Genomic DNA, 24,478 nt, shown 5'->3' on the forward strand with positions numbered 1-24,478 from the left:
TGATCTACCGATAGATGGCGTCGATCAAGAGTCTGTCAGTGATTTCTGATAGATCGCAAAACAGGCTTCTGCCAAGGCCGAACGCGGAGCGCTGCGACGCATGATCAGCCCCAGCCGGGCGAGGGTCTGGGCGCTTTCGATGGGTTGCAGGCGCAAGTGATCGGTGAGGTTTTCGAGGCCGCTGTTCAGCGGCATCACCGCGCAGCACAGGCCACCGTGTACCGCTTGTAACAATTGGTGGACTGCATCGGTTTGCAGCAACGGTTGTGGGGTCAGGCCACGGCTGTGGAAGTTATGGTCGATGGACTGGCGAAAGTGCATGCCGCTGGTGAGCATGCCCATGGGCAGTTCGATCAGCGACTCCCAGCTCAGCGGCGCCTCGCCGAAACTGAAGAAGCGTTGATCGTAGAGCAGGCCCATGCGGGTTTCGCTGAACGCCAGGGAGTCGAAGCGCTCGCCGTCCAGATGCTCCAGGTACGATACGCCGAGGTCGAGACGGTTATTCGCCAGTTGTTCAAGGATCTGTTCGGAACTCAGGGCCGAGAGTTCGAACCGCAGGTTCGGGTGTGCGGCATGCAGGCGTTGCATCAGCGGCACCGGGTCGAAACTCGACAGCGGCACCACCCCCAGACGCAACGTACCCACGAGGTTGCCGCGACAGGCCGCCGCTTCGGCCTGCAAACCGTCGTAGGCCGCCAGCACCGTACGCGCCCATGCCAGCACGCGCTCACCCGGCGCAGTGAAACCTTCGAAGCGTTGGCCGCGATTGACCAGCGGCAGCTCGAGTTCTTCCTCAAGGCTGCGCAGGCGCATGGACAAGGTCGGCTGAGTGATGTGACAGCGCGCGGCGGCCTGGCCGAAGTGTCGGGTTTCGTCGAGAGCGATGAGGAATTTCAGCTGCTTGATGTCCATCTTCGCTCCAGGGCGCCGGCAAGGTTTGCGATTCTACCGCCTGCGCGGGGTTGGGTCATTGGTCGGCTGGGAGCCGGTCTTCAAACGACTGGTCTAGTCTTGGGCGTCTGGAACCCAAATCCCAAGGAGCGTGCACCATGAGTATTTTTAGCTTTGTGAAAGAAGCAGGTGAAAAACTTATTGATCTGCTGACACCCGGCAATGCCAACGCCAGCGAGCAGCTGAAGGCACATATCAGCAAGGTCGGCTTGGGTAACCCGAATGTTCAGGCGACCATCGATGGCGACAAAGTCACCGTCACCGGTGAAGTGGCAAGCCAGGAAGAGAAGGAGAAAATTCTGTTGGCCGTGGGCAATATTGCCGGTGTCGGTAGTGTCGATGACCAGATCACCGTAACGGGGCCGGTTGCCAAGGCAGCGCAGTTCGTCACCGTTAAAAAGGGCGACACCCTCAGCGCGATTTCCAAGGCGGCATACGGCGACGCGAACAAGTACAACAAAATCTTTGAAGCCAACAAACCAATGCTTTCGCACCCGGACAAGATCTATCCGGGGCAGGTGTTGCGGATTCCTGAATAACACAGAACCTGTGGCGAGGGAGCTTGTCGGATCGCCGCACCGTCCCGCTCGGCTGCGCAGCAGTCGCAATCTGGCCAATGCACCTTTCTGAAGGAACTCAGCCAGATTGGGAGCGCTTCGCACTCCAGCGGGAGCAAGCTCCCTCGCCACAACGACCGCGTCAGACTCTAAAGCCCTGCGATGAGCTCCCGATAATCCCCCACCGCCGCAAACTCTGCCGTGTCCTTCGGCCCTTTGCGACTGTCCGGCTCGCTCACGGCCAGCAGGTGCGCCACCCCGAAATTGCGTGCGCTGCGCAGGATCGGCAGGGTGTCGTCGATGAACAGGCAGCGTGCCGGGTCGAAGCCGATATCGGCCTGCAAGGCATCCCAGAACTGCGGGTCTTCTTTGGCGAAACCGTAATCGTGAGAGCTGATCAAGCGCTCGAAATACGGCGCCAGTTCAATTCTTTCCAGTTTCAATGACAACGAGTCGCGGTGGGCGTTGGTGATCAGTACCACGCGCTTGCCGGCCTGTTTGATCGCGGCCAGAAAAGTGTCCGCATCCGGACGCAAGGCGATCAGGTGCGCGGTTTCCAGTTTCAGTTCGCGCACCGACAACTTCAGTTCGGCGCTCCAGAAGTCCAGGCAATACCACTGCAACTGACCGGCGTGGCGCTCGAACAGTGGCTGCAATTCCAGCTCCGCCATGGCCAGGCTCACCCCGTGCAACTCGGCATAACGCTTTGGCAGGTGTTCCAGCCAGAAATGGTTGTCGTAGTGCAGGTCCAGCAGCGTGCCGTCCATATCCAGCAGAACGGTATCGATGTCGCGCCAGGGCAGCAGGGGCATAAAAAACTTCTCCAGCGGTAAAAAAGATATCCGAGGTAAACAATCAGGATAGGCCGGGTATAGTAACGCGTTCACGCCAAGGAGCTTCTCATGCGCCAGAAACCCACCATACTCGCCCGCGAGATCGTCGCCACCAGCCGATTATTCTGTGTCGAAGAGCTGAAATTGCGCTTTTCCAATGGCGTGGAACGCACTTACGAGCGATTGGTCGGCAAAGGCGCTGGTTATGGTGCGGTGATGATCGTGGCGATGCTCGACGCGGACCACGCCGTGTTGGTGGAGGAATACTGCGGTGGCACCGATGCCTACGAATTGTCCCTGCCCAAAGGCTTGATCGAGCCGGGCGAAGACGTGTTGGCGGCGGCCGAGCGGGAGCTCAAGGAAGAGGCCGGGTATGGTGCGCGGCAACTGGAGCACCTGACCGAGTTGTCGTTGTCACCCGGCTACATGAGCCAGAAGATCCAAGTGGTGCTGGCCACCGATTTGTACGAAGAACGCCTGGAGGGTGACGAGCCCGAGCCGATGGGGATGGACAAGATCAACCTGCGGGAATTGTCGGCGTTGGCGCAGAACCCGCGATTCACCGAGGGCCGTGCCTTGGCGGCGCTGTATCTGGCCCGGGACTTGTTGATCCAGCGCGGTATTTTTCAATTATGAGTGAGACGTTCATGAGTTTCCCCCATCCGTTGATGGCGCCGGTGGTCGAGCTGGCATTGAAGGCTGGCGAGGCGATCCTGCCATTCTGGCGCGTCAACGTTGCCGTGACTGCAAAATCCGATGATTCCCCGGTCACAGCTGCCGACATGGCCGCTCACCATGTGATCCTGGCCGGGTTGACGGCGCTGGACCCGACTATTCCGGTGCTGTCCGAAGAGGATGCCAACATCCCCCAGAGCGTGCGTGCCGGCTGGCAGCGTTGGTGGTTGGTCGACCCCCTGGACGGCACTAAGGAGTTCATCTCCGGCAGCGAAGAGTTCACCGTGAACATTGCGCTGATCGAGCAGGGGCGTGTGGTGTTCGGCGTGGTGTCGATGCCGACCAGCGGGCGTTTTTATGTAGGCGGTGCCGGGCTGGGTGCCTGGCGTGGCGATAAAGGCGCCGAGCCGTTGCCAATTCAGGTTCGCGAGGTGCCGGCGGCGGGTGAAGCCTTCACGGTGGTCGCCAGTCGTCGGCATTCAAGCCCTGAGCAGGAGCGCTTACTGGCGGGGTTGAGTGACAGTCTGGGCGAGCTGCAACTGGCGAATATCGGCAGCTCACTGAAGTTTTGCCTACTGGCGGAAGGGGCGGCGGATTGTTATCCGCGATTGGCGCCGACTTCGCAGTGGGACACGGCCGCGGCTCAAGGTGTGCTGGAAGGCGCCGGCGGTGAGGTGCTGGATTTGAGCGGCGCGCCGTTCTGTTATCCGGCGCGGGAATCGTTGCTGAATGAGTTCTTCCTGGCGCTGCCGGCTAAAGCGGCTTGGCGGGAGAAACTATTGGCGCTCGCTCGTTCCTGAGCACGCCGAACTTCTGTGGCGAGGGGGCAAGCCCCCTCGCCACAGGTTCTGTATTGGCCCTGGTTCCTAGCGGTGCAGTACGTACTGCCCCACGAACCTCACCGCATCCTCATCACTCCCGGCATTCACGATCCGCGAATGCAGCGTCAACCGCGCCCGCCCATAGCGTCGATACATCGCCAGGAACTTCCTCCACACTGCCGGGTTCGGTGCCTGACAGATCGCCGTCGCGTCCGTGGTGACCGGCAGCGGGTAGCTGATCTGCCCTTCATGAATCACGATGTGCCCGTCTTCGATGCCTTCTTCGCGCAAACGCAAATGCAGCCAGCCCCAGCCGGCGAGCACCGCGCCGCAATACAGGCTGCCACCGAACATGGTGCTCTTGTGATTGACGTTGGGCTCCAGCGGCAGATGCAGGCGCAGTTGTTGGTCATGCCAGTCGAGCACTTTGAGGCCCATATCCCGCGTGAGGGGGATGTCGCGATAGAGGATCGATTCCAGGTGACGACTGTCGCGGTTCATTCGCGGGCCTTTTGTTTGATAGGGATGATTTTACGGTAGCTCAATCGAGGTCGTCGGTATGGCTGCTGGTGCCGCCATCGGCGAAGTTCAGGCCATGCTTGCGCAGCTTGTCGTGCAGGGTTTTGCGCGGAATGCCGAGCGCTTCGGCGAGGCTGCGCACGGAGCTGTGCGAGCGCGCCAGTTCGGCGGCAATCAGGCTCTTCTCGAAGTTCTCGACTTGCTCGCTCAAGCCGCCGCTGACCACTTCAACCGTGGTGCCGACACCGCCATCCGGTGCGCTGTTGTCCAGTGCCAGCTCCAGGCCCAGGGCAAAGCGCTCGGCGGCGTTCTGCAGTTCCCGCACGTTACCTGGCCAGCTGTGACGCAGCAGCAGCGCCCGTTGCCCCGGTTGCAGTTCGTGGGGTGGCAAGCCGTGGCGGGCGCTGGCTTCGTCAGCGAAATGCTGGAACAGCACCAGCGCATCTTCGCCCCGTTCGCGCAGCGGCGGAATGCGCAACGGCGCAACGTTCAGGCGGTAATACAAGTCGGCACGGAAGCGCCCCTGATCGGCGGATTGCCGCAGGTCTTCCTTGGTCGCGGCGATGATGCGGATGTCCAGCGGGATCAACTGATTGCCGCCCAGGCGTTCGACGACTCGCTCTTGCAGCAAGCGCAGCAATTTCACCTGCACGTCCAGGCTCATGCTTTCGATTTCATCGAGGAACAACGTGCCGCCGTTGGCGAATTCGAACTTGCCGATGCGGCGCTTTTGCGCGCCGGTAAACGCGCCGGGTTCGTGACCGAACAGCTCGCTTTCCACCACCGACTCGGCCAGGGCCCCGGCGTTGATTGCCACGAACGGGCCGTTACGCCGACTCGACAAGTCGTGCAGCGCGCGGGCCACCACTTCTTTGCCTGCACCGGTTTCACCGAGAATCAGCACGTCAGCCTTGGTCGCCGCCAGTGCCCCGATCTGCTCGCGCAGGCGCAGCATCGGCGCCGATTGCCCGACCAGTCGGGCGCTCAGTTCGTTGCGATCGCTCAGGGCCAGCCGCAGGCTGCGGTTGTCCAGCACCAGACGGCGCAGGGCCAGGGCGCGACGTACGCTGTCGAGCAGGGCGTCGCTGGCGAACGGTTTTTCCAGAAAGTCATAAGCCCCGGCGCGCATGGCTTGCACCGCCAGGGGGACATCGCCGTGGCCGGTGATCAGCAGCACGGGCAGCTCCGGATCCTGGGCGTGGAGTTCGGTCAGCAGTTCGAGGCCGTCCATGCCCGGCATGCGGATGTCACTGACCACAACGCCTGGCCAGTCGCGTTCCAGTTGCCCGGCCAGGCCCTTGGCTTCAGCAAGCGGCAGGATCTTCAGGCCGGCCAGGTCCAGGGTCTGGCTCAGGGCCTGACGCAGGTGGGGATCGTCGTCGATCAACACGACCTGGATGCGGTTGTCGATGGTCATGCACTTCGGTCCTCGGACGGTTGCAGGCTCACACCCGGCGCGCCTGCGCGCAGCTTCAGGGTAATCAGGGCGCCGCCTTCCTTATGGTTGGAGAACGACAGTTCACCACCGAAGGCGCGCATCAGGGTGTCGCAGATCGCCAGCCCCAGCCCAAGTCCCTGAGTGCGGGTCTTGGTGGTGTAGAAGGGCTCGCCGGCACGACCCAGCGCTTCCAGGCAGAACCCGGGGCCGTTATCGCGAATGTACAGAGTGACGCCGTCGGCGGTGGATTGGGCACTCAACCAGAGTTTACGCGGCGGGCCTTTTTCCGTCAGGGCATCGAGCGCATTGGCCAGCAGATTGCCGAGTACCTGGCGCAGACGGGTTTCTCCAGCCTCGACCCACAGGGTGGCGGCCGGCAGGTCGCGGATCAGCTCGACTTCCATGCTGCGCCGACGCTTGGCCAGTAACGCCAGGGCGTCGTCCAGCGCCGGTTGCAGGGCCACGCTTTCCGGGGCATGGCGATCACGTCGGGCGAAGGCGCGCAGGTGGGCGATGATCGACGCCATGCGCCCGGTCAGCTCGCTGATCAGCTTGAGGTTGCCGCGAGCATCCTCGGTGCGCTGATGATCGAGCAGCACTTCGGCGTTTTCCGCGTAGCTGCGGATGGCCGCCAGCGGTTGGTTGAGTTCATGGCTGATACTCGCCGACATTGTTCCCAGCGCCGAGAGCTTGCCGGCCTGTACCAGATCATCCTGAGCGCGTACCAGTTCTTGCTGGGCGTGTTCGCGCTCCAGCACTTCCTGTTTCAGTCGACGGTTGAGGCCCTCAAGGTCGCTGGTCCGTTCGGCGACCCGGCCTTCGAGTTCCTGGCGGGTCTTGGCTTCGAAGGCGATCCGCTCCAGGTAATGGCGTCGGCGTTGCATCATCAGGCCAAGCAGCAGCATCAATACCAGCAGCGTTGCGCCGCCGATGGCCACGACTGTGCGCACGGGGCGGTCAATCAGGGTGCGTGGAGCAAGGATACTGACACTCCAGCCGGTTTCTTCGATCTGCCGGGTTTGGGTCAGCCAGGCATTGGGGTCGAGACTCAACGGCTTTGGATCGCGGGTCGGATAGGGTTGAATCGCGGCGACGGCCTTGTTCTCCTCATCACTCAATGGACGGGTCGAGCGGAAACGCCATTCTGGCCGCGATGTGAGGATGACCACACCGTTGTGGTCGGTGACCAGCAGTTGTTCCGGGGTTTTGCCCCAGAGGCTTTCGGTGTGATCGAGGTCAACCTTGACCACCAACACGCCGATGATTTTTTCACGATCGTGTACCGCCGCAGCGAAGAAGTAACCGCGCTTGGCCGAGGTGGTGCCCAGGCCAAAGAAGCGCCCCAGGCGCCCGGCCATGGCTTCACTGAAATATGGACGGAAAGAGAAATTGCGGCCGACGAAGCTGTCGTGTTTGTCCCAGTTGGAGGCCGCCAGTGTCTTGCCGGTGGTGTCCATCAGGTACATGACTTCGGCGCCGGTCTGGGCACTGATGTGTTTCAACAGACGATTGGCATTGCCTTGAATCACGCCCTCGTCGGGGGCGCCCAACGTCGCACGCAGGGCGGGCAGGTCGCCGAGAATCTGCGGCAGCACTTCATAGCGGTGCAGGGTACCCAACAGGTTGGCGACGTAGAGGTCGAGGGTCTGACGGTTCTGCCCGGCCAGCTCGCTGCGGTAATAACGCTCGGCCAGATGCTCCAGCGGCCACAGCAAGGGTGCCAGGCACAACGCAAGCAGTGCCAGGCTGCGCCAGCGGGGGAGGGTCGGTGTCATGAGCATCAAGCGCCTGTGGGGACAGACGCATTATGCCTAGGGTCTGTTGACGTTTGGTAGCAACGCGGTTCGCTACCAAACCTCAATAGACCCTAGGCTTGCGGGCGCAGTCTGCGCACCCTGGATCAAGTGCATGCTGGCGCTGAAAATTCAGACGGCAATTCAGGAGAAGACTTCAGCGTCCTTGAAGAACGCGGCGGCCTGATCCTTGGCGGACAGCTGCGGTGCCTCGTCCAGCTGCCAGTCGATGCCCAAGTCCGGGTCGTCCCAGCGAATGCTGCGTTCAGCCGACGGGGTGTAGTAGTCGGTGGTTTTGTAGAGGAATTCAGCGAAATCGCTCAGCACCACGAAACCATGGGCAAAACCTTCTGGTACCCAGAGCTGGCGATGGTTGTCGGCGGACAGGCGCACCGCGACCCATTTGCCGAAATGCGGCGAGCTGCGGCGAATGTCCACGGCCACGTCCAGCACTTCACCGGCGGTGACGCGGACCAGTTTGCCCTGAGTGTTTTCCAGCTGGTAGTGCAAGCCGCGCAGTACGCCTTTTTGCGAGCGGGAATGGTTGTCCTGCACGAATCGGGTGTTCAGGCCGGTTGCTTCTTCGAAAGCCTTGGCGTTGAAGCTTTCATAGAAGAAGCCGCGCTCATCACCAAATACCTTGGGCTCGATGATCAGAACACCTGGCAGGTCGGTGGTGACTACATTCATGGTGTTTCTCCAGCAATAGGCGTTGATGGGCGACATTCTTACGCAAAGTGCCGGCAGGCGCGAGTGGGACGGCGAAGAGAGTTGCTCACGCATTGATTCGGGCCAATCAGGGAAGGGGGGTTGCGTATCGCACCCGGCAGTGGCGATATAAGCGCCTAATAAAATTTCAGGGGTCGTTGTATGCCGCTCGCCACGTTGATTCACCGCGCCAGTCTGCCCAGCCCGCAAGTGTCCGCGGCGCAAGCGCTTGAGTTGCTGGAAGAACATTACGGGCTGAGCGGACGGTTGCAGGCTCTTGGAAGCCAGCAGGATCTCAACTACCGCGTCGACAGCGAGCAGGGGCGTTTCGTCCTGAAAATCTGCCGTGGTGATTATTCGGTGCTGGAGCTGCAAGCCCAGCACGCAGGGCTCAAGCGCTTGGTCGAACATCCCGGCGTGAAGGTGCCGCGAGTGATCCCGGCCAAAAATGGTAAAGACCTGCTCTCCCTGGAGGTCGGCGGTCAAGCAGTGCATGTACGTCTGCTCGATTACATCGACGGCCAGTCCCTGACGCACCTCGACCATCTGAGCCAGGCCGTGGTCGCCGGTTTCGGTCGGCTCTGCGGCGAGATGGACCTGGCGCTGGTCGGCTTCGACCATCCTGGCCTTGAGCGCACCCTTCAATGGGACGCCCGCCACGCCAACGCGTTGATCGCGCATTTGCTGCCGGTGATCAAGGATGATCAGCAACGCAAGCTGATTGCTGAAGCGGCCGAGCAGGCCGAGCGCCATTTGCAGCCCTTGGTGGATATGCTGCCAGTGCAGGCGATTCACATGGACATCACCGACGACAACGTGGTCTGGCAGCGAGATGCGCAGCGCCAATGGCAGTTGCAGGGTGTCATCGATTTCGGCGACCTGGTCCGAACCTGGCGGATCACCGATCTGTCGGTGACCTGTGCCGCGCTGCTGCACCATGCTGATGGCGATCCGTTCTACATCTTGCCGGCGGTTCGGGCCTATCACGCGATCAATCCGCTGCAACATGAAGAACTGCTGGCGCTCTGGCCGCTGATCGTTGCGCGTTCGGCGGTGTTGGTGCTGAGTGGCGAACAGCAGGTCACCATTGATCCGGGCAATGAGTACAGTCGCGACAACCTGACCCATGAGTGGGAAATTTTCCGCGTGGCCACATCGGTGCCGCTGGCGTTGATGGAGGCGGCGATTCTTGCTGCGGTTGGTCAAGGCCTGCCGAGCATCGGCAGCGAAAGCTTTGCGCCCTTGTTGCCGAGTCTGGTGGGGCGTGAGTTTGCGTTGATCGATCTGGGCGTGCTCAGCCCGCATTTCGAAGCGGGTAACTGGGAGCAAGAGGGGATCGACCAGCATCTGTTGACCGAAGCTGCAGCGGCTCATGGTCTGGCGGCCAGTCGTTATGGGCAATATCGTCTGTCTCGCACCCAACCGGACAGCGCCACTGAACCGGCCACTTGCCCTCTGCATGTCGAGTTGCGAGTGCCTCATGGCACGGCGGTCGAATCGCCGTTTGCCGGAACGGTTCACCAGCCGGCAGTGGGTGTGCTGCAACTGGATGGTCCACAACTGAGTTTACGGCTGTGGGGTGTGACACCGTCGTTGCACGCGGGCGCAGCATTGGTCAAAGGCCAGGTGCTGGGCTCTGTCAGTGGAGCGTTGATCGTACAGTTGTGCCGCAGTGCTCAGCTCGACGCACCGTTGTTTTGCACACCTTCGCGCGCTGCCGCCTGGCAGTTGTTGTGCCCCTCGCCGGCCGCGTTGCTGGGTCTGGCCTGCGATGCCGAAGAAGAACTCGACCCGCAAACCTTGCTGGCCCGCCGCGACGCCAGTTTTGCCCGATCCCAGAAGCATTATTACGTCGACCCGCCGCGCATCGAGCGTGGCTGGCGCAATCATTTGATCGACATGCAGGGCCGCTCCTACCTCGACATGCTCAACAATGTCGCGGTATTGGGTCATGGTCATCCGCGCATGGCCGCCGTCGCCGGCCGTCAATGGTCGTTGCTCAATACCAACTCGCGTTTTCACTACGCAGCGATTGCCGAGTTTTCCGAGCGCTTGTTGAAGTTGGCACCGGACAACATGGACCGGGTATTCCTGGTCAACAGCGGCACCGAGGCCAATGACCTGGCGATTCGCCTGGCCTGGGCCTACAGCGGCGGCCGCGACATGCTCAGTGTGCTGGAGGCGTATCACGGCTGGTCGGTGGCGGCGGATGCGGTCTCGACCTCGATTGCCGACAACCCCAAGGCCTTGAGCAGCCGTCCCGATTGGGTGCACCCGGTGACCGCACCGAACACCTATCGCGGCGAATTCCGTGGCCCGGACAGCGCGCCGGACTACGTGCGCAGCGTCGAACACAACCTGGCGAAAATCGCCGGGCAGAAACGCCAACTCGCCGGTTTCATCTGCGAGCCGGTGTATGGCAATGCCGGCGGCATCTCGCTACCGCCGGGCTATTTGAAGCAGGTCTATGCGCTGGTCCGTGCTCAGGGTGGGGTGTGCATCGCCGATGAGGTGCAGGTCGGTTACGGCCGCATGGGTAAATTTTTCTGGGGTTTCGAAGAGCAGGGCGTGGTGCCCGACATCATCACCATGGCCAAAGGCATGGGTAACGGCCAGCCGTTGGGCGCCGTCATTACCCGTCGGGAGATTGCCGAAGCGCTGGAGGCCGAGGGTTATTTCTTCTCGTCCGCTGGCGGCAGCCCGGTCAGTTGCCGGATCGGCATGGCGGTGCTGGATGTGATGGAAGAAGAAAAACTCTGGGAAAACGCCCAGGTCGTGGGCGGGTACTTCAAGGAGCGTCTTGAAGCCCTGATCGGCCGGCATCCGTTGGTGGGAGCGGTGCACGGTTCCGGCTTTTATCTGGGCGTGGAGTTGGTCCGCAATCGCGAAACCCTTGAACCGGCGACCGAAGAAACCACGGCGTTGTGCGATCGCCTTCGTGAGTTGGGGATTTTCATGCAGCCGACGGGTGATTACCTGAACATCCTCAAGATCAAACCGCCGATGGTCACGTCGCGGCAGAGTGTGGACTTCTTTGTGGACATGCTGTCGAAGGTGCTGGGCGAAGGTTTGTAGGCAGCTCGTAGAGGTTGAAAATGTCGATTGTTATCGGGAATTTTTGAGGTTATTTAGAGGTGGTGGATATTTATTGCTTTTAAAGCCGATTTTTATCGGCTATAAAGTCGCCACTGCCCACGGTGTGGACGAACCACGCCCGGTGATTCCCGTTCTGTCATCGGTCGATGCCACACTGACCCTCAAGCACTTGCCCAGGAGATGATTCATGAGTCGTATCGTTACCGTCGCCGCCACCCAGATGGCTTGTTCCTGGGACCTTGAAGCCAACATCGAGACCGCTGAGAAGCTGGTCCGTGAGGCAGCGGCCAAAGGTGCGCAAATCATCCTGATCCAGGAACTGTTCGAGGCTCCGTACTTCTGCCAGAAGCCGAACCCGGACTACCTGCAACTGGCCACGACCGTAGAAGACAACGTTGCCATCAAGCACTTCCAGAAAGTCGCCAAGGAACTGCAAGTGGTGCTGCCGATCAGCTTCTACGAATTGGCCGGTCGCGCGCGTTTCAACAGCATCGCGATCATCGATGCCGACGGCAGCAACCTCGGGATTTATCGTAAAAGCCACATCCCGGATGGCCCTGGCTACCACGAAAAGTACTACTTCAACCCGGGCGATACCGGTTTCAAAGTGTGGAACACCCGTTACGCGAAAATCGGCGTGGGCATCTGCTGGGATCAGTGGTTCCCTGAGTGCGCCCGCAGCATGGCGCTGCAAGGCGCGGAAATTCTGTTCTACCCGACAGCCATTGGCAGTGAGCCGCACGACAAGACCATTTCGTCCCGCGACCACTGGCAGCGCGTGCAACAGGGCCATGCCGGTGCCAACCTGATGCCGCTGATCGCCAGCAACCGCATCGGCAATGAAGAGCAGGACGGCTACGACATTACCTTCTACGGCTCGTCGTTCATCGCCAACCAGTTTGGCGAGAAGGTCCAAGAGCTGAACAAAACCGAAGAAGGCATTCTGGTTCACAGCTTCGACCTCGATGAGCTGGAGCACATTCGCAGCGCCTGGGGTTCGTTCCGCGACCGTCGTCCGAACCTGTACGGCGCGATTAAAACCCTCGACGGTTCCCTGGAGTCCTGAAGCCATGACCACGTTGAACAGCACCCCTCGCGCCGACGGCTTTTACATGCCTGCCGAGTGGGCACCCCAAACCCAGACCTGGATGGTCTGGCCCGAGCGCCCGGACAACTGGCGCCTGGGTGGCAAACCGGCGCAAGCCGCGCACGTTGCAGTGGCCAAGGCCATCGCGCGTTTCGAACCGGTGACCGTGGCGGTCTCCGCTGGCCAGTACGAAAATGCCCGCGCCCGTCTTGACGTGCCGAATATTCGTGTGGTGGAGATGTCCAGCGATGACGCCTGGGTCCGGGATACCGGCCCGACGTTCGTCATCAATGACAGCGGCGAAGTCCGTGGCGTGGATTGGGACTTCAATGCCTGGGGTGGTTTCGACGGCGGTTTGTATTCGCCGTGGAACCGTGACTCGCAGGTGGCGGGCAAGATCCTCGAAATCGAGCGCAGCCCGCGCTACCGCACCGAGGGTTTTGTGCTCGAAGGCGGCTCGATTCATGTCGATGGCGAAGGCACCCTGATCACCACCGAAGAGTGCCTGCTCAACCGCAATCGCAATCCGCACATGAGCCGCGAGCAAATCGAAGCGGTGCTCAGCGCAAACCTGGCTGTGGATAAGATCATCTGGCTGCCGGACGGCTTGTTCAACGACGAAACCGACGGCCATGTGGATAACTTCTGCTGCTATGTGCGTCCGGGTGAAGTGCTGCTGGCCTGGACCGACGACCCGCAGGACCCGAACTACCCACGCTGCCAGGCGGCCATGAACGTGCTGCAAAACAGCACCGATGCCAAGGGGCGCTCGTTCACGGTGCACAAAATGCCGATTCCGGGGCCGCTGTATGCGACCGAAGAAGAGTGCGCCGGTGTGGACCCGGTGGACGGCACTCAGGAGCGCAATCCGACCGTGCGCCTGGCCGGCTCTTATGTGAACTTCCTGATCGTCAACGGTGGCATCATCGCGCCAAGCTTCGACGACCCACTGGACGGGCCTGCCAAAGAGATTTTGCAGAGCGTGTTTCCGCAACACGAAGTGGTCATGGTGCCTGGTCGCGAACTGTTACTTGGGGGCGGTAACATCCATTGCCTTACCCAACAACAGCCCGCTCCACACAAGGAGTGAGTGAGGACGTAACAGCTTGAGTTGATTGAAAAATCGATTGAGCAACGATTTTGGCCTCCTTATCTCGCAGAAAGCCCGCAGCCCATCAGGACTTCGGGCTTTTTTGTATCTACTTATCGACACTTCGAAAACATTGGCATAGCTCTTGTATCTTCGATGGCGCAACACGGGGAGGGAGAGAACTTCGATGTTCTGTCATAAACCTTGGATAAGTTAGCCGCTCACAAACCAGGAGAGAGCGCTGAGATGAACGCCGAAATGAACGTAGTGGGCGAGCGGGCACTGCATCCCCTGGCAGTTAACAGCGAATCGCTTCAAGTCCTGGCACAGTGGTTGAAGTCCAATGGAACGCGTCAGATCAGAGAACCTGATCCGCGCCGGATGATGATCGAGCGCTATCCCGCTGGTTTATTCAGCGAGGCGGAACTGGAAGCATTGTGGGATGTGATGGAAGGATAAGAAGAAAAACAACGGATGGATAAAAGCGCTGCCGGGAAGGCGGCGCTTTTTTATGCCCGTCGCAAAAGTGGGTGCCTGCAAGATCGGTGGGTGCCCGTTAAGGGGCATTCGACCGATTCTTGAAACAGACTGAAATCGATTCCGGCGTTTTTCCAAAACGATCTGAGTATTAGTCTGCCGGCATTGAGTTTTCCTACTTTATTGCCGGAGTCTTCCCATGACCCTTCACTACATTTACGACCCATTGTGCGGTTGGTGCTACGGCGCCAAACCCTTGGTGCAAGCTGCCCAAACCGTGTTGCCGGTGATCGGCCACGGCGGCGGCATGATGAGCGGTGCCAATCGCCAAACCGTTTCGCCACAACTACGCAATTACGTCATGCCCCACGACCGGCGCATCGCCGAGTACACCGGCCAGCCGTTTGGCGAAGCATATTTTGAGGGATTGCTGCGTGATGAGACGGCGGTGTTCGACTCCACGCCGCCGATTGCCGCCGTGCTGGCAGCCGAGCAGATCGCCGGGCGCGGACTGGAGTTGCTGGGGCGTTTGCAGACGGCTCATTACGTGGAAGGTCGACGCATCGCTGACGAGGCTGTTTTGCTTGAACTTGCCGCACAGACAGGTCTTGAGCCCGAGGCTTTCCAGCAGGCATTTAGTGCAGCTGATACCGGTCGCCATATCAAGGACAGCCGCGCACTCTTGGCCCGTGTCGGCGGTCAGGGCTTCCCGACCTTCGCGCTGGAACAGGATGGCCAGTTCACCCTGGTCGATATCGGCCCTTGGCTCGGCAAGCCGCAGGCCTTCGCCCAATGGTTGAGCCAGTCGCTTTCGGCAACGGAGTCTTCATCCGCGTTTCAAACCTGTGGCCTCGACGGCTGCGCCCATTGAACTCACCTGGAGTCACCATGGATAACCTGAGCCTGATCAAAAGCACCTACGAAGGCGTCAACTCCCAGGAGAATGCGCGCAACACCGCCGCGGCGCTGGCCGATGACGCTCGCTGGACCGAAGCCGCAGGTTTTCCGTATGCCGGGACCTACGTCGGTTTCGACGCGATCGTCGAAAATGTCTTCAAGCGCCTGGGCACTGAGTGGGAAGATTTTCAGTTCAAGGTCGAGAACTATGTCGCTCAGGGCGACAAGGTATTTGCCTACGGCAATTACAGCGGTGTCTATAAAGCCACCGGTCGTGCGATGAATGCCCGAGTCGCGCACTTGTGGACTCTGGCCGACGGAAAAGTCACCCATTTCGAACAATTCGTCGACAGCCATGTCGTGCAATTGGCTATCGCTGACAAGTGATTTCTTAGACGATTTTCGCCTATTTACAGAAGATTCACGAAATTGACACATCATTAAGGGCGCAGATAGGATGCGCCCCAACGCCTGTGGCTAACCGCCACGACTGACAAAACAATAAAAGGCCCGCCGCGAATTTTCGTGGGCGGGCCTTTTTGTTTTTGCGGTGAAAAAAGAGCGCGATAGCGCCGTTTCAGCTGTTCGGCACAGAGCGTATCAACCCGTAATAAGGAAAATAACATGTTGAACAAGCGAATCAGCCTGATCGCACTGGGGATGTTGAGCGCCACACAGGCCATGGCTAACGACCAGGCCGAATCCAAGGGTTTTGTTGAAGACAGCAGCCTCAAAGTGCTGCTGCGCAACGCCTACATCAATCGTGACTATAAAGACGGCAACCCGGACAAAGCCGAATGGGGCCAAGCGGCCATCGGTACTTACTCATCCGGTTTCACCCAAGGCACCGTCGGTGTGGGTGTGGATGCCTTCGGTCTGTACGCACTGCGTCTGGACGGCGGCAAAGGCCGCAGCGGCGCCGGTGGTATCGATTTCTTCAAGCAGGGCGACAGCGGTAACGCAGCGGATGACCTGTCCAAGTTCGGTGGCGCGGTCAAATTCCGTATCTCCAGCACTGTCCTGACCTACGGTGACCAGATGCCGGCCCTGCCGGTGCTTAACTACGACAACTCCCGCCTGCTGCCGGAAAGCTATACCGGCACCTTGATCACCTCCAAAGAGATCAAAGGCCTGGAGCTGAACGCCGGTCGCTTCACCGCCGAATCGCGCAAAAGCGCTGAAGGCCGTGACAGCGGTGGCTTGAAGTCGATCAACGTATTGGGCGGTAGCTACCAGTTCACTGAGCAGTTCAAGGCAGCGCTGTACGCTTCCGACGTCGAAGACGTACTGAAGAAGCAATACGTGAACGCCAATTACGTGTTCCCGATTGCCAAGGATCAGTCCCTGACCCTGGACTTCAACGGCTATCGCACCAAGCTGGACAACTCCTACGTCCGGGAAAACGGTGTCACCGGCGACGACAACAAAATCTGGAGCCTGGCAGCGACCTTTGCCACCGGCCCGCACTCGTTCACCCTCGCCCACCAGCGCAGCACCGGCGACAGCAACCTGGGTTATGCCTACGGTGGCTATCAGCGCGGCCAGAACCGCGTCGGCGACGGCGGCAACACCATTTACCTGGCGAACTCCTACTGGTCCGACTTCAACGCCGAAGACGAACGCAGCTGGCAGCTGGGTTACGGTCTGGACTTCGGCGCCTTCGGCGTTCCGGGCCTGAGCTACAACGTGGCCTACGTGCGCGGCGACAACATCACCACTTCCACCAGTGAAGGCGGCACCGAGCGCGAGATCTTCAACCAGTTCAAGTACGTCGTGCAGAGTGGCCCGGCCAAAGACCTGAGCGTGAAGGTACGCAGCTCGATCCTGCGTGTGTCGCAGAAATCCAGCGAGTACAACGTCAGCGGCAACGAACTGCGCGTATTCGTGGATTACCCGATCAACATCTTCTGATGATCGGCTGAGTTGTTCAGACTCGATAAAAACCCTGACTGGTTCGGGGTTTTTTTTGCCTCATAACCATATGAAAGCACCGAAAAAGGCTGTTTTCGATCGTAAAAAGTCGAATTGGAGCAACTTTATCCTGCGTTTCAAGCAACGCTTGATATGCCTGAAATTCTTTCTCATGGGCCGTCAATCCGGCACCTACTAGATTAGGCCGCTTAATGCAGCGGAGACCTAGTAATGATCGTGTTGAACAGAGAAGTTGGCGAATCGCTACGGCGCGACAAGTATGTCAACGTCCAGGGAGCCGACTTCAACCTCTTCGGTCATTTTTCCGACTTCGTCAGACTGACCAAAAGTTGGGAAAACATGGAGCCGGACAGTTATTACGGCCAAGCCGATGCGGGCATGCGTTTTCGTCGCTACAGCGATTTTGAATACAACCCGGTCACCCGTGACTTGAAGCAATTGGAACACCGCGCCTACGTGCAATCGAAGGCCAACAACAGCTACGTCGGTGGACTGGAGCGGCACTTCCAGGACTTCTCTAATGAGGTCATTAATTCGCCGGTGATGCGCAGCCTCATCGATACGGATTTCGAGGTGTACAAACACGTATTGCCGCCGGAACTGCACGACGCAATCTGGCAATGCCAGATTCATCAGATCCGCATCGAAATCAAGCCGGGCAAGCAACTGGAAATCACCCCGGAAGGTATTCATTGCGACGGTTATCCGTTCAGCGGTGTGCATTTCTGGGGTCGCAACAATGTGGACGGGGCGGAGAGCCGTTTGTATTCGGCCCAAGAGGAACAGTTGGCGGCAACGACCTATCTGGAAATCCTCGACACCACCTACTTCCTCGATCGCGAGATGCGTCACTACGTGACACCGGCGCGCAACACCCATGCTCACGAAATGGCCTATCGGCAGATTCTGGCCATTTCCTTCTCGCGGCCCGGGACCGCTTTCGACATTGTTCGCTGAACAGTTCGACCCCATGATGAACATCACCGAGTGCTCTGCACCGGTGATGCTGCGACGCGCGACGGCCAAGGATGCCCAACGCCTGGAGCGCTTCTTTCGGCAATTCGAAGAAGTGTCGTTCTGTGAATGGCAGGACGCCAAATGCCTGCGCGGTGTGCTGGAGCAGAAAACCACCACCGCGTTCCTCGCACTCGATGTCGGTGGCGAAGTGGTCGGCGCGGTGTTGGGCGGCATGCTTGGTAGCCGTGGCACCATCAATCACCTGGCGGTGAGCACGTTGTATCGCAGCCAGGGCGTCGGTCAACGTCTGGTGGAAGCGGCCTCGGCGGACATGAAACGGGTGGGTGTGCTGCGGATGTTCCTGTTCGTCGACGATGCTAACCTTGCCGGCAAACGCTTTTGGAGTGCCCAGGGCTTTTGTGAGCCGCGCGGCGAAACTACCTTTGAGAGGGACCTATGAATGAGACGTCCAGCAGCCAGCCGCTGATGGTCGAGCCCCAGCCCTCGCGCACGTTTGCTGAAGCCAGCCCGGTGGTTGCGGGCTACTTCACGGTGTCGTTTGTGTTCGGTCTGATGGCCGTCAATGCCGGGATGCCCGTGTGGCTGCCGGTCGCGATGTGCCTGTTCGTCTACGCCGGTGCCTCGCAGTTCGCCGCTCTGGCGCTGATCTCCAGCGGCGCGTCGCTGACCACTATCATCCTCACCACGTTTCTGATCAATGCGCGGCACATGCTGATGTCGGTCTATATGGCCAAGGCCCTGCAAGCGCTGGGGCTCAGTCGTCTGGAACGCTGGTGTTATGCCGGTGGGCTGACCGATGAATCGTTCGCCTTCCACAGCGTCAAACTGGGCAAGGGCTCGCCGGTCAATGTGCGTTACCTGATCGGCTTCAATCTGTATTGCCACACCTCGTGGGTACTCGGCGGTTTGCTGGGGGCGATCTGCGCGCAGTACGCGGCGCACCTGATCAAATATCAGCTCGACTATGCACTGACCGCGATGATGCTCTACGTGCTGGTATCGCTCTGCAACACCCGCAACAAACTGATCGCCGCACTGGCCGCGGTCGCTTGCATGGGTGCACTGAGCCTGATTGGCAACTCACCCTTCAATGTATTCATCGCCACATTCGTGGGCTGCGGAGTGGGTGTATGCCTGACCAAACGTTCCTGATCCTGGTCGTCGCGCTGATGATGGCCGTGACATTCCTGCCACGCGCGTTGCCGCTGCAGGTGAGCACCGATCATTGGCCACCTCTGGTCGCCCGGGCGCTGGAATACCTGCCGGTGGCGATCGTGGCTGCCATCAGCCTCACGCCCCTGTTGATCAAGGATCAGCATGTGCAGCTCGATCGCCCGGAATTTTATGCAGCCATTCCGACGTTGTTATGTGCGTATTTCAGCAAAAACCTCTTTCTCTCCGTTGCGGTGGGAACGGCTGCGTACATTGCGCTCGGCTCGTTCATGTAACGGCAGATCGACCACTTCATTCAAGGCCTGACCCGACAACTCGGGATTATTGATCGCCAGCCGCACTTCGAGGGAGTCCTCGAACCCCGGGAAAATGGTCAGGCCGTTACGCAGGGCCGCCTCACGGGAAACCATGCCCAGTCCGTCCATTTGCGTGATCAACGATAGGGTCAGGGTTTCACTGCAGGAATAGATCATCCGCTTGCCTGACTCGTAGTTGCCAAGGCCTGCGTCGAGAAAGCGCAAGAAGCTGTGGGAATACGGACAGTCGTCGGCCGGCCGAACCTGAAATTTATTGCCAAGCAGCACCAGCGGGTCGTTTTCCTGACCGCAATGAGCACCGACCACCTGCACTTGCACACCGGGTAGGGCAATACTGGGCAACCCCGGCTGTTGCGGCCCGATCAGCACGGCCAGGTCGAAGTCCTCATTCTTCAACTTGCTGAGGTTTTCCATCGACTCGGCGTAGCTGAATTCCAGCTGATAATCAGCAAACACCTCGATGAGGCGTCCGATCATTCGCCGGTTGAAGTCGGCCGAGAGCGTGGTGTTAAGCGCAACCTTGAGCGTGCGCTGCCCGGGCACCTTGAGCGCGGCGACTTTCTCTTCCAGCTGCCGCGTGGCGACCAACACTTTGTCCATGTAGGGCGTGAGCTCCGTGCCCTGTGTGGTCAGGGTCAGCCCCTTGTTGGAGCGACGAAACAACCGAAAACCGAACTGCTCTTCGACCTTGTTCAACTGCGCGGCCAATGCCTGCACGGTCAAAAAGGAATGCTCTGCCGCCGCCGACAACGAGCCGGTCTGCACGATGCGCATGAGGTTGCGTAAGGTTCTGCTATCCATTTGGGTAATGCCCTCTAAAGTGGGCTGGCTATTGTTGTGTACCTTGCCGCCCGGTGGGCGTGGGTCGCGTGCTGGCTATGATCCTGCACCAGAGCATGCTTGTCCCGAGTTTAGTAGCGAAATGATTCTGCGTCCGATGGCTGGAGGCTTGCACAGGATCGAGATTTTTGTTGGAGGGGAGATGATCGGGGTCAAGAAAGTGGCCCGGATGGGGGAGGTGTGGGCGTTTTTTGGCTGCTTGTTTTATCAACGAAACCTTTTCCCAAGGCAAAAAAAAGCAGCCTGATCAGGCTGCTTTCATGAAAAGGTGCTTGATATTGTGCTCCCTCAAGCAGGGGAGAAGAGGTCTCACCAGGCGTCGATTTCCAAGTCATCAACGAGGTCCCTCCGCCGACTATTGCCACTTGGAGGCAGTCGGTTTCGCGCTCTCGATTTAATTCTCTGCCCCTATAGTGGGGGTGTCAACGTGTGTGTCGGACCGTATGTCGGCGTCTTTTCAGGCTGCGGAAAAGCGGGTGTGAATGCTCTTTTCGAAGGGGGAGCAGATTAATACGCTTATGAATTAAAAATTCATTTTTGTTCGTATCTGTACTAGTCTGAAATCAAGACATCATACCCAAGGAGGCTATTCCCATGCCTGCCTCATCCACTGTCCTCAGCCCACAGCAACAACTCGACTCCCCAGAAGCCGGTCGAGTCGCGCTGAAGTTTTTCTTCAACCTCATGGAGCGCTGGGGCTGTACCGCCGAGCAACAACGCACACTCCTGGGCAAAGTCGGTAATACGACTTTCTACAAATACAAACACCTGCCACCCAACGTGCGCCTGCCCCACGACACCCTGGAGCGCATCTCGTATTTGATGGGCATCCACAAAGCGCTGAGCATCATCTTCAGCAACAGTCGCGAACGTGCCTACACATGGGTCAGCAGCCCCAACACCGCCGCACCGTTCAATGGCCAATCGGCATTGAGCTACATGCTGGCCGGTCGCGTGGTCGACATCGCTGACGTACGCCGTTATCTCGACGGGGTACGCGGTTGATGGCGCCGGAACTGGCCGACCCGCAGTGGCCGCGGGCCTATCGGATCGTCAACAGTTGCTTCCCGCCGATCTCGTTGTTCGAAGACGTCCTCGACCCCGAAGACCTGCCCACTGCCTACGCGTTGGAAGCCTTGACCAACGATCGGCTGATGGAAGAAGCCGGCGTGCTCACCCGCGTGCGCCCCGAAGACCGCATCTCCGGTCCCGGCTCCACACCGGTGATGGCCGCGTTCACCCACATCGGCAAAACCAGGCGCTTCACCGACGGCACCTTTGGCGTCTACTACGCCGCCAGCAGCCAGGCCGCCGCCATTGCCGAGACGAGTTATCACCAGGAACGCTTCCTCGCCGCGACCAACGAACCGGATCTTGAGTTGACCATGCGTACCTACGTCAACCGGGTGGTCAAACCTCTGCACGACATCCGCGCCGACTACCCACACCTGCACGACCCGGATCCCAACGCCTACGGTCCAGCCCAGACCTTTGCCCGGCAACTGCGCGAAACGTTGTCCTGGGGATTGCTCTACAACAGCGTTCGATTGCCCGGGCATGAATGTGTTGCCGCGTTTCGGCCGCCGGCCGTGTCCATTCCGAAGCAGGGGAAGCACATTCGGTATGTGTGGAGTGCGAGCAGTCGCAGGATCTCGTTTGTGTTTGAAGTCAGTGAGGTGTGACACCGGAAACTAAAAGCCCAGATTGAATTCGGGAGGCCCACGCCTTGGATGAGCTCGTGTCGCCAAAACTCGATTTGGGTAACACGTGTGGCCAATATGTCGTCCGCGGCGACATGTTCCAAAAACGTGTCGCAAAAAGTGAAAAACTGCGACACGTTAATGTCTCATGTCTACACTGACGACACGAGTGAAGGCTCTTTCTGCTCAAAAATCATACAAAATGATCAGGATCGTATCCATGACCGAACCGCTGCTGCCATGGCAGGCCGATAAACCATATAACCAGCTGCCATTGCTACCGCCAGGAATCGAGTTGGAAACACGGGCTGTCCTCAAACAATGTATTGAGGCACGTACCGCGTTGGCCGAGTTAAAGCAGGCCGCAGAGCTGATTCCTAATCAGACTGTCTTGATCAATACAATCCCACTGCTGGAGGCCAAAGACAGCTCGGAAATAGAAAGTATTGTCACTACTACTGATTTGCTATTTCAGCATGCCCAAGATACTGAGAACCATGCGGACCCGGCGACCAAGGAAGCTTTGCGTTATCGAACCGCTCTGAATCAAGGCTTCCAATCTCTCAGCCAACGACCGTTGTCCACTAACACTGCAGTAGAAATCTGTCGCACGCTCAAGGGCGCGAAGTTGGATATTCGCCGTACACCGGGTACACAGCTCGCGAATGACCGTACAGGTGAAGTTATCTATACCCCGCCCGAAGGGGAGGAGCACTTGCGTAATCTTCTCGCCAACTGGGAGCGCTTTCTACACAACGAAACCGATCTCGACCCCCTCGTTCGTATGGCTGTCGGACATTATCAATTTGAGGCAATTCATCCTTTTATTGACGGTAACGGTCGCACCGGGCGAGTCATCAATACCTTGTTTTTGATCCAGGAAGGCCTGTTAAACCTACCTATTCTTTACCTCAGTCGCTACATCATTGCCTACCGTGCCGATTATTACCGGCTCTTGTTGGAAGTAACGACCAAACGAGCTTGGGAGCCTTGGGTGTTGTTCATGCTGAGCGCTGTAGAAGAAACCGCTCGTTGGACGACAGCAAAGATTGCAGCTATTCGCGCATTGTCCGAACACACCACTCAGTTTGTGCGTGAACAACTGCCCAAAACCTACTCGCGCGAGCTGGTGGATGTCATTTTCGAGCAGCCTTACTGTCGTATCAGCAACGTGGTCGATAAGAAAATCGCTCAGCGCCAAGCTGCATCACGTCACTTGAAAGAACTGGTGCTCATTGGAGTTTTGCAGGAGGTTCAGGTGGGTAAGGAGAAGCTTTTTATCCATCCGAAACTGATGCAGTTACTCATCCGTGATAGCAACGAATTCAAAAACTACACAGGTTAAGGCAGCAGGAAGTGTAGAAAAACGCCGTGCCGTTTTCGCTTGAGGTAGGAGGGTGCGGTGGCGTGGGTGTGAGTTTTAGCCAAGCTGGAGCGCTTCGAAGCGCACATGTCGTTGTCAGTGACACGTTCCCAGAACGTGTCTCACAAACTGAAAAAATGTGACACGTAAAAAAAAGTGGATTACAGGGATGGGAGCCTAGTCCTACAGAGTAGTCACCTGAAGATGGTTCATCTTGGCTAAAGCTCCATCCAAGTTCATTACACCGCGTAACTAATGATGTTCCTACCCCCACCTTTATCCCCCCAAACCAACCTCTTACATTGAGCTCCACCCACCTACCCATTCATCCCGAAGGGCAGGTCACTGGAGACTCATCATGCCTTTTGTCAGCGTACGCATTACCCGCGATGGTGTTACCTCGGAGCAGAAAGCTCAGGTGATCGCCGAAATCACTGAAACCCTGGAACGCGTCCTCAACAAACGCCCGGACCTGACCCACATCGTGATCGAGGAAGTCGACACCGATAACTGGGGCTATGCCGGTATCACCACCACCCAGTACCGCAAGCAACTGGCTGAGGCGGAGGGGCAGTCATGACCGCCTCCGTCACCATCGATTTCATTTCCGATGTGGTGTGCCCGTGGTGCGCCTTGGGTGCAACGGCGCTGGAGCAAGCGATCGAGAACATGGCGGGTGAAGTCTCGGTCGAGCTGACCTACAAGCCTTTCGAACTGAACCCCGACATGCCGGCCGAAGGCGAGAACGCGGTTGCGCACTTGATGCGCAAGTACGGGCGCAGCGCCGAGGACGTCGCCGCCGGTAAAGCGATGCAGATCGCTCGTGGCGAGGCCATCGGGTTCAAGTTCGATCTGGAGAAGCGCACCCACTTCCATAACACCTTCGATGCTCACCGATTGCTGTTGTGGGCGTTGCAGGAAGGGCGTCAGGTCGCACTCAAGAAAGCCCTGCTGCGTGCTTATTTCACCGACGGCCAGAACCCGAACGATCGCGAGACGCTGGTTCGGCTGGCGGCGCAAGTGGGATTGGATGCGGCGAGTGCGCGTGAGGTGTTGGTGTCCGGAGCGTTTGCCCAGGAAGTGCGTGAGCTTGAAGTGTTTTACCGCGAGCGCGGCATTAATTCGGTACCGGCCATGGTGCTGAACGGCCGTCACCTGGTGTCTGGTTCGCAATCGGTCGAGTACTACGAACAGATGTTGAGACAAATGGCACAGGCGCCTGTTGAAGCCTGA

General features: G+C 58.9%; 27 protein-coding genes. 19 read left to right on the forward strand and 8 right to left on the reverse strand.

The genetic code is table 11. The features are described from left to right. Nucleotides 1–24: 24 nt before the first annotated feature. The gene (locus FFH90_RS02305; protein ID WP_018929301.1) at nt 25–912 is read right to left on the reverse strand and encodes a LysR family transcriptional regulator; all 888 of its coding nucleotides are present in this window, start codon (nt 910–912) and stop codon (nt 25–27) included. Nucleotides 913–1,049: 137 nt separating this feature from the next. Between FFH90_RS02305 and lysM the strand changes: the two genes are divergently transcribed. Next, on the forward strand, nt 1,050–1,490 hold the full coding sequence (lysM, locus tag FFH90_RS02310) for a peptidoglycan-binding protein LysM (protein ID WP_018929300.1): 441 nt from the start codon (nt 1,050–1,052) through the stop codon (nt 1,488–1,490). Between the two features lie 167 nt (nt 1,491–1,657). On the opposite strand, the gene yrfG is transcribed toward lysM, so the two are convergent. Then, nucleotides 1,658–2,320 carry a GMP/IMP nucleotidase gene (gene yrfG / locus FFH90_RS02315; RefSeq protein ID WP_064615855.1) on the reverse strand — a complete coding sequence of 221 codons (663 nt, stop codon included), beginning with the start codon at nt 2,318–2,320 and terminating at the stop codon, nt 1,658–1,660. Nucleotides 2,321–2,410: 90 nt separating this feature from the next. Here yrfG and nudE point away from each other — a divergent pair, with 90 nt between their 5' ends. Both nudE and cysQ read left to right on the forward strand, forming a co-directional pair. Next, nucleotides 2,411–2,977: an ADP compounds hydrolase NudE gene (gene nudE / locus FFH90_RS02320; RefSeq protein WP_111453961.1), complete on the forward strand. Its 567-nt coding sequence runs from the start codon at nt 2,411–2,413 to the stop codon at nt 2,975–2,977. A gap of 11 nt (nt 2,978–2,988) precedes the next feature. Further along, the gene (cysQ, locus tag FFH90_RS02325) at nt 2,989–3,816 is read left to right on the forward strand and encodes a 3'(2'),5'-bisphosphate nucleotidase CysQ (protein WP_138866632.1); all 828 of its coding nucleotides are present in this window, start codon (nt 2,989–2,991) and stop codon (nt 3,814–3,816) included. Nucleotides 3,817–3,882: 66 nt separating this feature from the next. Here cysQ and FFH90_RS02330 read toward each other — a convergent pair whose 3' ends face one another. The 4 genes from FFH90_RS02330 to rfbC all read right to left on the reverse strand — a co-directional run bounded on the left by FFH90_RS02330 (nt 3,883) and on the right by rfbC (nt 8,277). After that, a complete protein-coding gene (locus FFH90_RS02330; protein ID WP_138866633.1) occupies nt 3,883–4,338 on the reverse strand; it encodes a thioesterase domain-containing protein in 456 nt (151 codons plus the stop codon). A gap of 40 nt (nt 4,339–4,378) precedes the next feature. After that, complete coding sequence (locus FFH90_RS02335; protein ID WP_018929295.1) at nt 4,379–5,773, reverse strand: sigma-54 dependent transcriptional regulator; 1,395 nt, start codon at nt 5,771–5,773, stop codon at nt 4,379–4,381. Next, nucleotides 5,770–7,569: an ATP-binding protein gene (locus FFH90_RS02340; protein ID WP_138866634.1), complete on the reverse strand. Its 1,800-nt coding sequence runs from the start codon at nt 7,567–7,569 to the stop codon at nt 5,770–5,772. The genes FFH90_RS02335 and FFH90_RS02340 overlap by 4 nt, the downstream gene beginning before the upstream one ends. 162 nt (nt 7,570–7,731) lie before the next feature. After that, nucleotides 7,732–8,277 (reverse strand): dTDP-4-dehydrorhamnose 3,5-epimerase, encoded by a 546-nt coding sequence (gene rfbC / locus FFH90_RS02345; RefSeq protein WP_064615862.1) that lies wholly within the window; start codon nt 8,275–8,277, stop codon nt 7,732–7,734. Nucleotides 8,278–8,457: 180 nt separating this feature from the next. Between rfbC and FFH90_RS02350 the strand changes: the two genes are divergently transcribed. The 11 genes from FFH90_RS02350 (at nt 8,458) to FFH90_RS02400 (ending at nt 19,300) form a co-directional block, all read left to right on the forward strand. Beyond that, nucleotides 8,458–11,370: an aminotransferase gene (locus FFH90_RS02350; RefSeq protein ID WP_138866635.1), complete on the forward strand. Its 2,913-nt coding sequence runs from the start codon at nt 8,458–8,460 to the stop codon at nt 11,368–11,370. A 208-nt stretch (nt 11,371–11,578) separates the two neighbouring features. Beyond that, complete coding sequence (aguB, locus tag FFH90_RS02355; RefSeq protein ID WP_019581765.1) at nt 11,579–12,457, forward strand: N-carbamoylputrescine amidase; 879 nt, start codon at nt 11,579–11,581, stop codon at nt 12,455–12,457. Between the two features lie 4 nt (nt 12,458–12,461). After that, nucleotides 12,462–13,568 (forward strand): agmatine deiminase, encoded by a 1,107-nt coding sequence (gene aguA / locus FFH90_RS02360; protein WP_064615866.1) that lies wholly within the window; start codon nt 12,462–12,464, stop codon nt 13,566–13,568. A gap of 246 nt (nt 13,569–13,814) precedes the next feature. After that, a complete protein-coding gene (locus FFH90_RS02365) occupies nt 13,815–14,027 on the forward strand; it encodes a hypothetical protein (protein WP_018929289.1) in 213 nt (70 codons plus the stop codon). 217 nt (nt 14,028–14,244) lie between these two features. Beyond that, nucleotides 14,245–14,916 carry a DsbA family protein gene (locus FFH90_RS02370; RefSeq protein ID WP_064615868.1) on the forward strand — a complete coding sequence of 224 codons (672 nt, stop codon included), beginning with the start codon at nt 14,245–14,247 and terminating at the stop codon, nt 14,914–14,916. Nucleotides 14,917–14,933: 17 nt separating this feature from the next. Then, on the forward strand, nt 14,934–15,329 hold the full coding sequence (locus FFH90_RS02375; protein ID WP_064615870.1) for a nuclear transport factor 2 family protein: 396 nt from the start codon (nt 14,934–14,936) through the stop codon (nt 15,327–15,329). A 237-nt stretch (nt 15,330–15,566) separates the two neighbouring features. Beyond that, the gene (locus FFH90_RS02380) at nt 15,567–16,853 is read left to right on the forward strand and encodes an OprD family porin (RefSeq protein WP_018929286.1); all 1,287 of its coding nucleotides are present in this window, start codon (nt 15,567–15,569) and stop codon (nt 16,851–16,853) included. Between the two features lie 231 nt (nt 16,854–17,084). Then, the gene (locus tag FFH90_RS02385; protein WP_018929285.1) at nt 17,085–17,831 is read left to right on the forward strand and encodes a 2OG-Fe dioxygenase family protein; all 747 of its coding nucleotides are present in this window, start codon (nt 17,085–17,087) and stop codon (nt 17,829–17,831) included. A gap of 46 nt (nt 17,832–17,877) precedes the next feature. Beyond that, nucleotides 17,878–18,291, forward strand: a complete 414-nt coding sequence (locus tag FFH90_RS02390) for a GNAT family N-acetyltransferase (protein WP_173861173.1) — start codon at nt 17,878–17,880, stop codon at nt 18,289–18,291. Continuing rightward, on the forward strand, nt 18,288–19,004 hold the full coding sequence (locus FFH90_RS02395) for an AzlC family ABC transporter permease (protein WP_018929283.1): 717 nt from the start codon (nt 18,288–18,290) through the stop codon (nt 19,002–19,004). The genes FFH90_RS02390 and FFH90_RS02395 overlap by 4 nt, the downstream gene beginning before the upstream one ends. Further along, nucleotides 18,983–19,300, forward strand: coding sequence for an AzlD domain-containing protein (locus FFH90_RS02400; RefSeq protein ID WP_007897518.1), 318 nt, complete (start codon nt 18,983–18,985; stop codon nt 19,298–19,300). Before FFH90_RS02395 ends, FFH90_RS02400 begins: the two co-directional genes overlap by 22 nt. Here the strand turns inward: FFH90_RS02400 and FFH90_RS02405 are convergent. Both FFH90_RS02405 and FFH90_RS29900 read right to left on the reverse strand, forming a co-directional pair. Continuing rightward, entirely contained in the window at nt 19,217–20,143 is a 927-nt protein-coding gene (locus tag FFH90_RS02405; protein ID WP_138866636.1) for a LysR family transcriptional regulator, read from the reverse strand. The two genes, FFH90_RS02400 and FFH90_RS02405, sit on opposite strands and share 84 nt — an antisense overlap. A 191-nt stretch (nt 20,144–20,334) precedes the next feature. Next, nucleotides 20,335–20,517 (reverse strand): hypothetical protein, encoded by a 183-nt coding sequence (locus FFH90_RS29900; RefSeq protein WP_155944817.1) that lies wholly within the window; start codon nt 20,515–20,517, stop codon nt 20,335–20,337. 259 nt (nt 20,518–20,776) lie between these two features. Here FFH90_RS29900 and FFH90_RS02410 point away from each other — a divergent pair, with 259 nt between their 5' ends. The 5 genes from FFH90_RS02410 (at nt 20,777) to FFH90_RS02430 (ending at nt 24,478) form a co-directional block, all read left to right on the forward strand. Continuing rightward, the gene (locus tag FFH90_RS02410) at nt 20,777–21,187 is read left to right on the forward strand and encodes an MbcA/ParS/Xre antitoxin family protein (protein WP_007939490.1); all 411 of its coding nucleotides are present in this window, start codon (nt 20,777–20,779) and stop codon (nt 21,185–21,187) included. After that, complete coding sequence (locus FFH90_RS02415; RefSeq protein ID WP_138866637.1) at nt 21,187–21,864, forward strand: RES family NAD+ phosphorylase; 678 nt, start codon at nt 21,187–21,189, stop codon at nt 21,862–21,864. The genes FFH90_RS02410 and FFH90_RS02415 overlap by 1 nt, the downstream gene beginning before the upstream one ends. Before the next feature lie 238 nt (nt 21,865–22,102). Beyond that, complete coding sequence (fic, locus tag FFH90_RS02420) at nt 22,103–23,227, forward strand: protein adenylyltransferase Fic (protein WP_138866638.1); 1,125 nt, start codon at nt 22,103–22,105, stop codon at nt 23,225–23,227. A 376-nt stretch (nt 23,228–23,603) separates the two neighbouring features. Then, nucleotides 23,604–23,825, forward strand: coding sequence for a 4-oxalocrotonate tautomerase family protein (locus FFH90_RS02425; protein ID WP_007939483.1), 222 nt, complete (start codon nt 23,604–23,606; stop codon nt 23,823–23,825). Then, complete coding sequence (locus FFH90_RS02430; RefSeq protein ID WP_111453951.1) at nt 23,822–24,478, forward strand: DsbA family oxidoreductase; 657 nt, start codon at nt 23,822–23,824, stop codon at nt 24,476–24,478. The genes FFH90_RS02425 and FFH90_RS02430 overlap by 4 nt, the downstream gene beginning before the upstream one ends.

Origin of the sequence: Pseudomonas sp. ATCC 43928 (assembly GCF_005938665.2) — a bacterium.
Lineage (GTDB): Bacteria > Pseudomonadota > Gammaproteobacteria > Pseudomonadales > Pseudomonadaceae > Aquipseudomonas.

What these genes read in the sequence shown, in the direction of transcription:
- FFH90_RS02305 (WP_018929301.1), bottom strand. Translation starts at nt 912, where the DNA reads ATGGACATCAAGCAGCTGAAATTCCTCATCGCTCTCGACGAAACCCGA.
- lysM (WP_018929300.1), top strand. Translation starts at nt 1,050, where the DNA reads ATGAGTATTTTTAGCTTTGTGAAAGAAGCAGGTGAAAAACTTATTGAT.
- yrfG (WP_064615855.1), bottom strand. Translation starts at nt 2,320, where the DNA reads ATGCCCCTGCTGCCCTGGCGCGACATCGATACCGTTCTGCTGGATATG.
- nudE (WP_111453961.1), top strand. Translation starts at nt 2,411, where the DNA reads ATGCGCCAGAAACCCACCATACTCGCCCGCGAGATCGTCGCCACCAGC.
- cysQ (WP_138866632.1), top strand. Translation starts at nt 2,989, where the DNA reads ATGAGTTTCCCCCATCCGTTGATGGCGCCGGTGGTCGAGCTGGCATTG.
- FFH90_RS02330 (WP_138866633.1), bottom strand. Translation starts at nt 4,338, where the DNA reads ATGAACCGCGACAGTCGTCACCTGGAATCGATCCTCTATCGCGACATC.
- FFH90_RS02335 (WP_018929295.1), bottom strand. Translation starts at nt 5,773, where the DNA reads ATGACCATCGACAACCGCATCCAGGTCGTGTTGATCGACGACGATCCC.
- FFH90_RS02340 (WP_138866634.1), bottom strand. Translation starts at nt 7,569, where the DNA reads ATGACACCGACCCTCCCCCGCTGGCGCAGCCTGGCACTGCTTGCGTTG.
- rfbC (WP_064615862.1), bottom strand. Translation starts at nt 8,277, where the DNA reads ATGAATGTAGTCACCACCGACCTGCCAGGTGTTCTGATCATCGAGCCC.
- FFH90_RS02350 (WP_138866635.1), top strand. Translation starts at nt 8,458, where the DNA reads ATGCCGCTCGCCACGTTGATTCACCGCGCCAGTCTGCCCAGCCCGCAA.
- aguB (WP_019581765.1), top strand. Translation starts at nt 11,579, where the DNA reads ATGAGTCGTATCGTTACCGTCGCCGCCACCCAGATGGCTTGTTCCTGG.
- aguA (WP_064615866.1), top strand. Translation starts at nt 12,462, where the DNA reads ATGACCACGTTGAACAGCACCCCTCGCGCCGACGGCTTTTACATGCCT.
- FFH90_RS02365 (WP_018929289.1), top strand. Translation starts at nt 13,815, where the DNA reads ATGAACGCCGAAATGAACGTAGTGGGCGAGCGGGCACTGCATCCCCTG.
- FFH90_RS02370 (WP_064615868.1), top strand. Translation starts at nt 14,245, where the DNA reads ATGACCCTTCACTACATTTACGACCCATTGTGCGGTTGGTGCTACGGC.
- FFH90_RS02375 (WP_064615870.1), top strand. Translation starts at nt 14,934, where the DNA reads ATGGATAACCTGAGCCTGATCAAAAGCACCTACGAAGGCGTCAACTCC.
- FFH90_RS02380 (WP_018929286.1), top strand. Translation starts at nt 15,567, where the DNA reads ATGTTGAACAAGCGAATCAGCCTGATCGCACTGGGGATGTTGAGCGCC.
- FFH90_RS02385 (WP_018929285.1), top strand. Translation starts at nt 17,085, where the DNA reads ATGATCGTGTTGAACAGAGAAGTTGGCGAATCGCTACGGCGCGACAAG.
- FFH90_RS02390 (WP_173861173.1), top strand. Translation starts at nt 17,878, where the DNA reads ATGCTGCGACGCGCGACGGCCAAGGATGCCCAACGCCTGGAGCGCTTC.
- FFH90_RS02395 (WP_018929283.1), top strand. Translation starts at nt 18,288, where the DNA reads ATGAATGAGACGTCCAGCAGCCAGCCGCTGATGGTCGAGCCCCAGCCC.
- FFH90_RS02400 (WP_007897518.1), top strand. Translation starts at nt 18,983, where the DNA reads ATGCCTGACCAAACGTTCCTGATCCTGGTCGTCGCGCTGATGATGGCC.
- FFH90_RS02405 (WP_138866636.1), bottom strand. Translation starts at nt 20,143, where the DNA reads ATGGATAGCAGAACCTTACGCAACCTCATGCGCATCGTGCAGACCGGC.
- FFH90_RS29900 (WP_155944817.1), bottom strand. Translation starts at nt 20,517, where the DNA reads ATGACTTGGAAATCGACGCCTGGTGAGACCTCTTCTCCCCTGCTTGAG.
- FFH90_RS02410 (WP_007939490.1), top strand. Translation starts at nt 20,777, where the DNA reads ATGCCTGCCTCATCCACTGTCCTCAGCCCACAGCAACAACTCGACTCC.
- FFH90_RS02415 (WP_138866637.1), top strand. Translation starts at nt 21,187, where the DNA reads ATGGCGCCGGAACTGGCCGACCCGCAGTGGCCGCGGGCCTATCGGATC.
- fic (WP_138866638.1), top strand. Translation starts at nt 22,103, where the DNA reads ATGACCGAACCGCTGCTGCCATGGCAGGCCGATAAACCATATAACCAG.
- FFH90_RS02425 (WP_007939483.1), top strand. Translation starts at nt 23,604, where the DNA reads ATGCCTTTTGTCAGCGTACGCATTACCCGCGATGGTGTTACCTCGGAG.
- FFH90_RS02430 (WP_111453951.1), top strand. Translation starts at nt 23,822, where the DNA reads ATGACCGCCTCCGTCACCATCGATTTCATTTCCGATGTGGTGTGCCCG.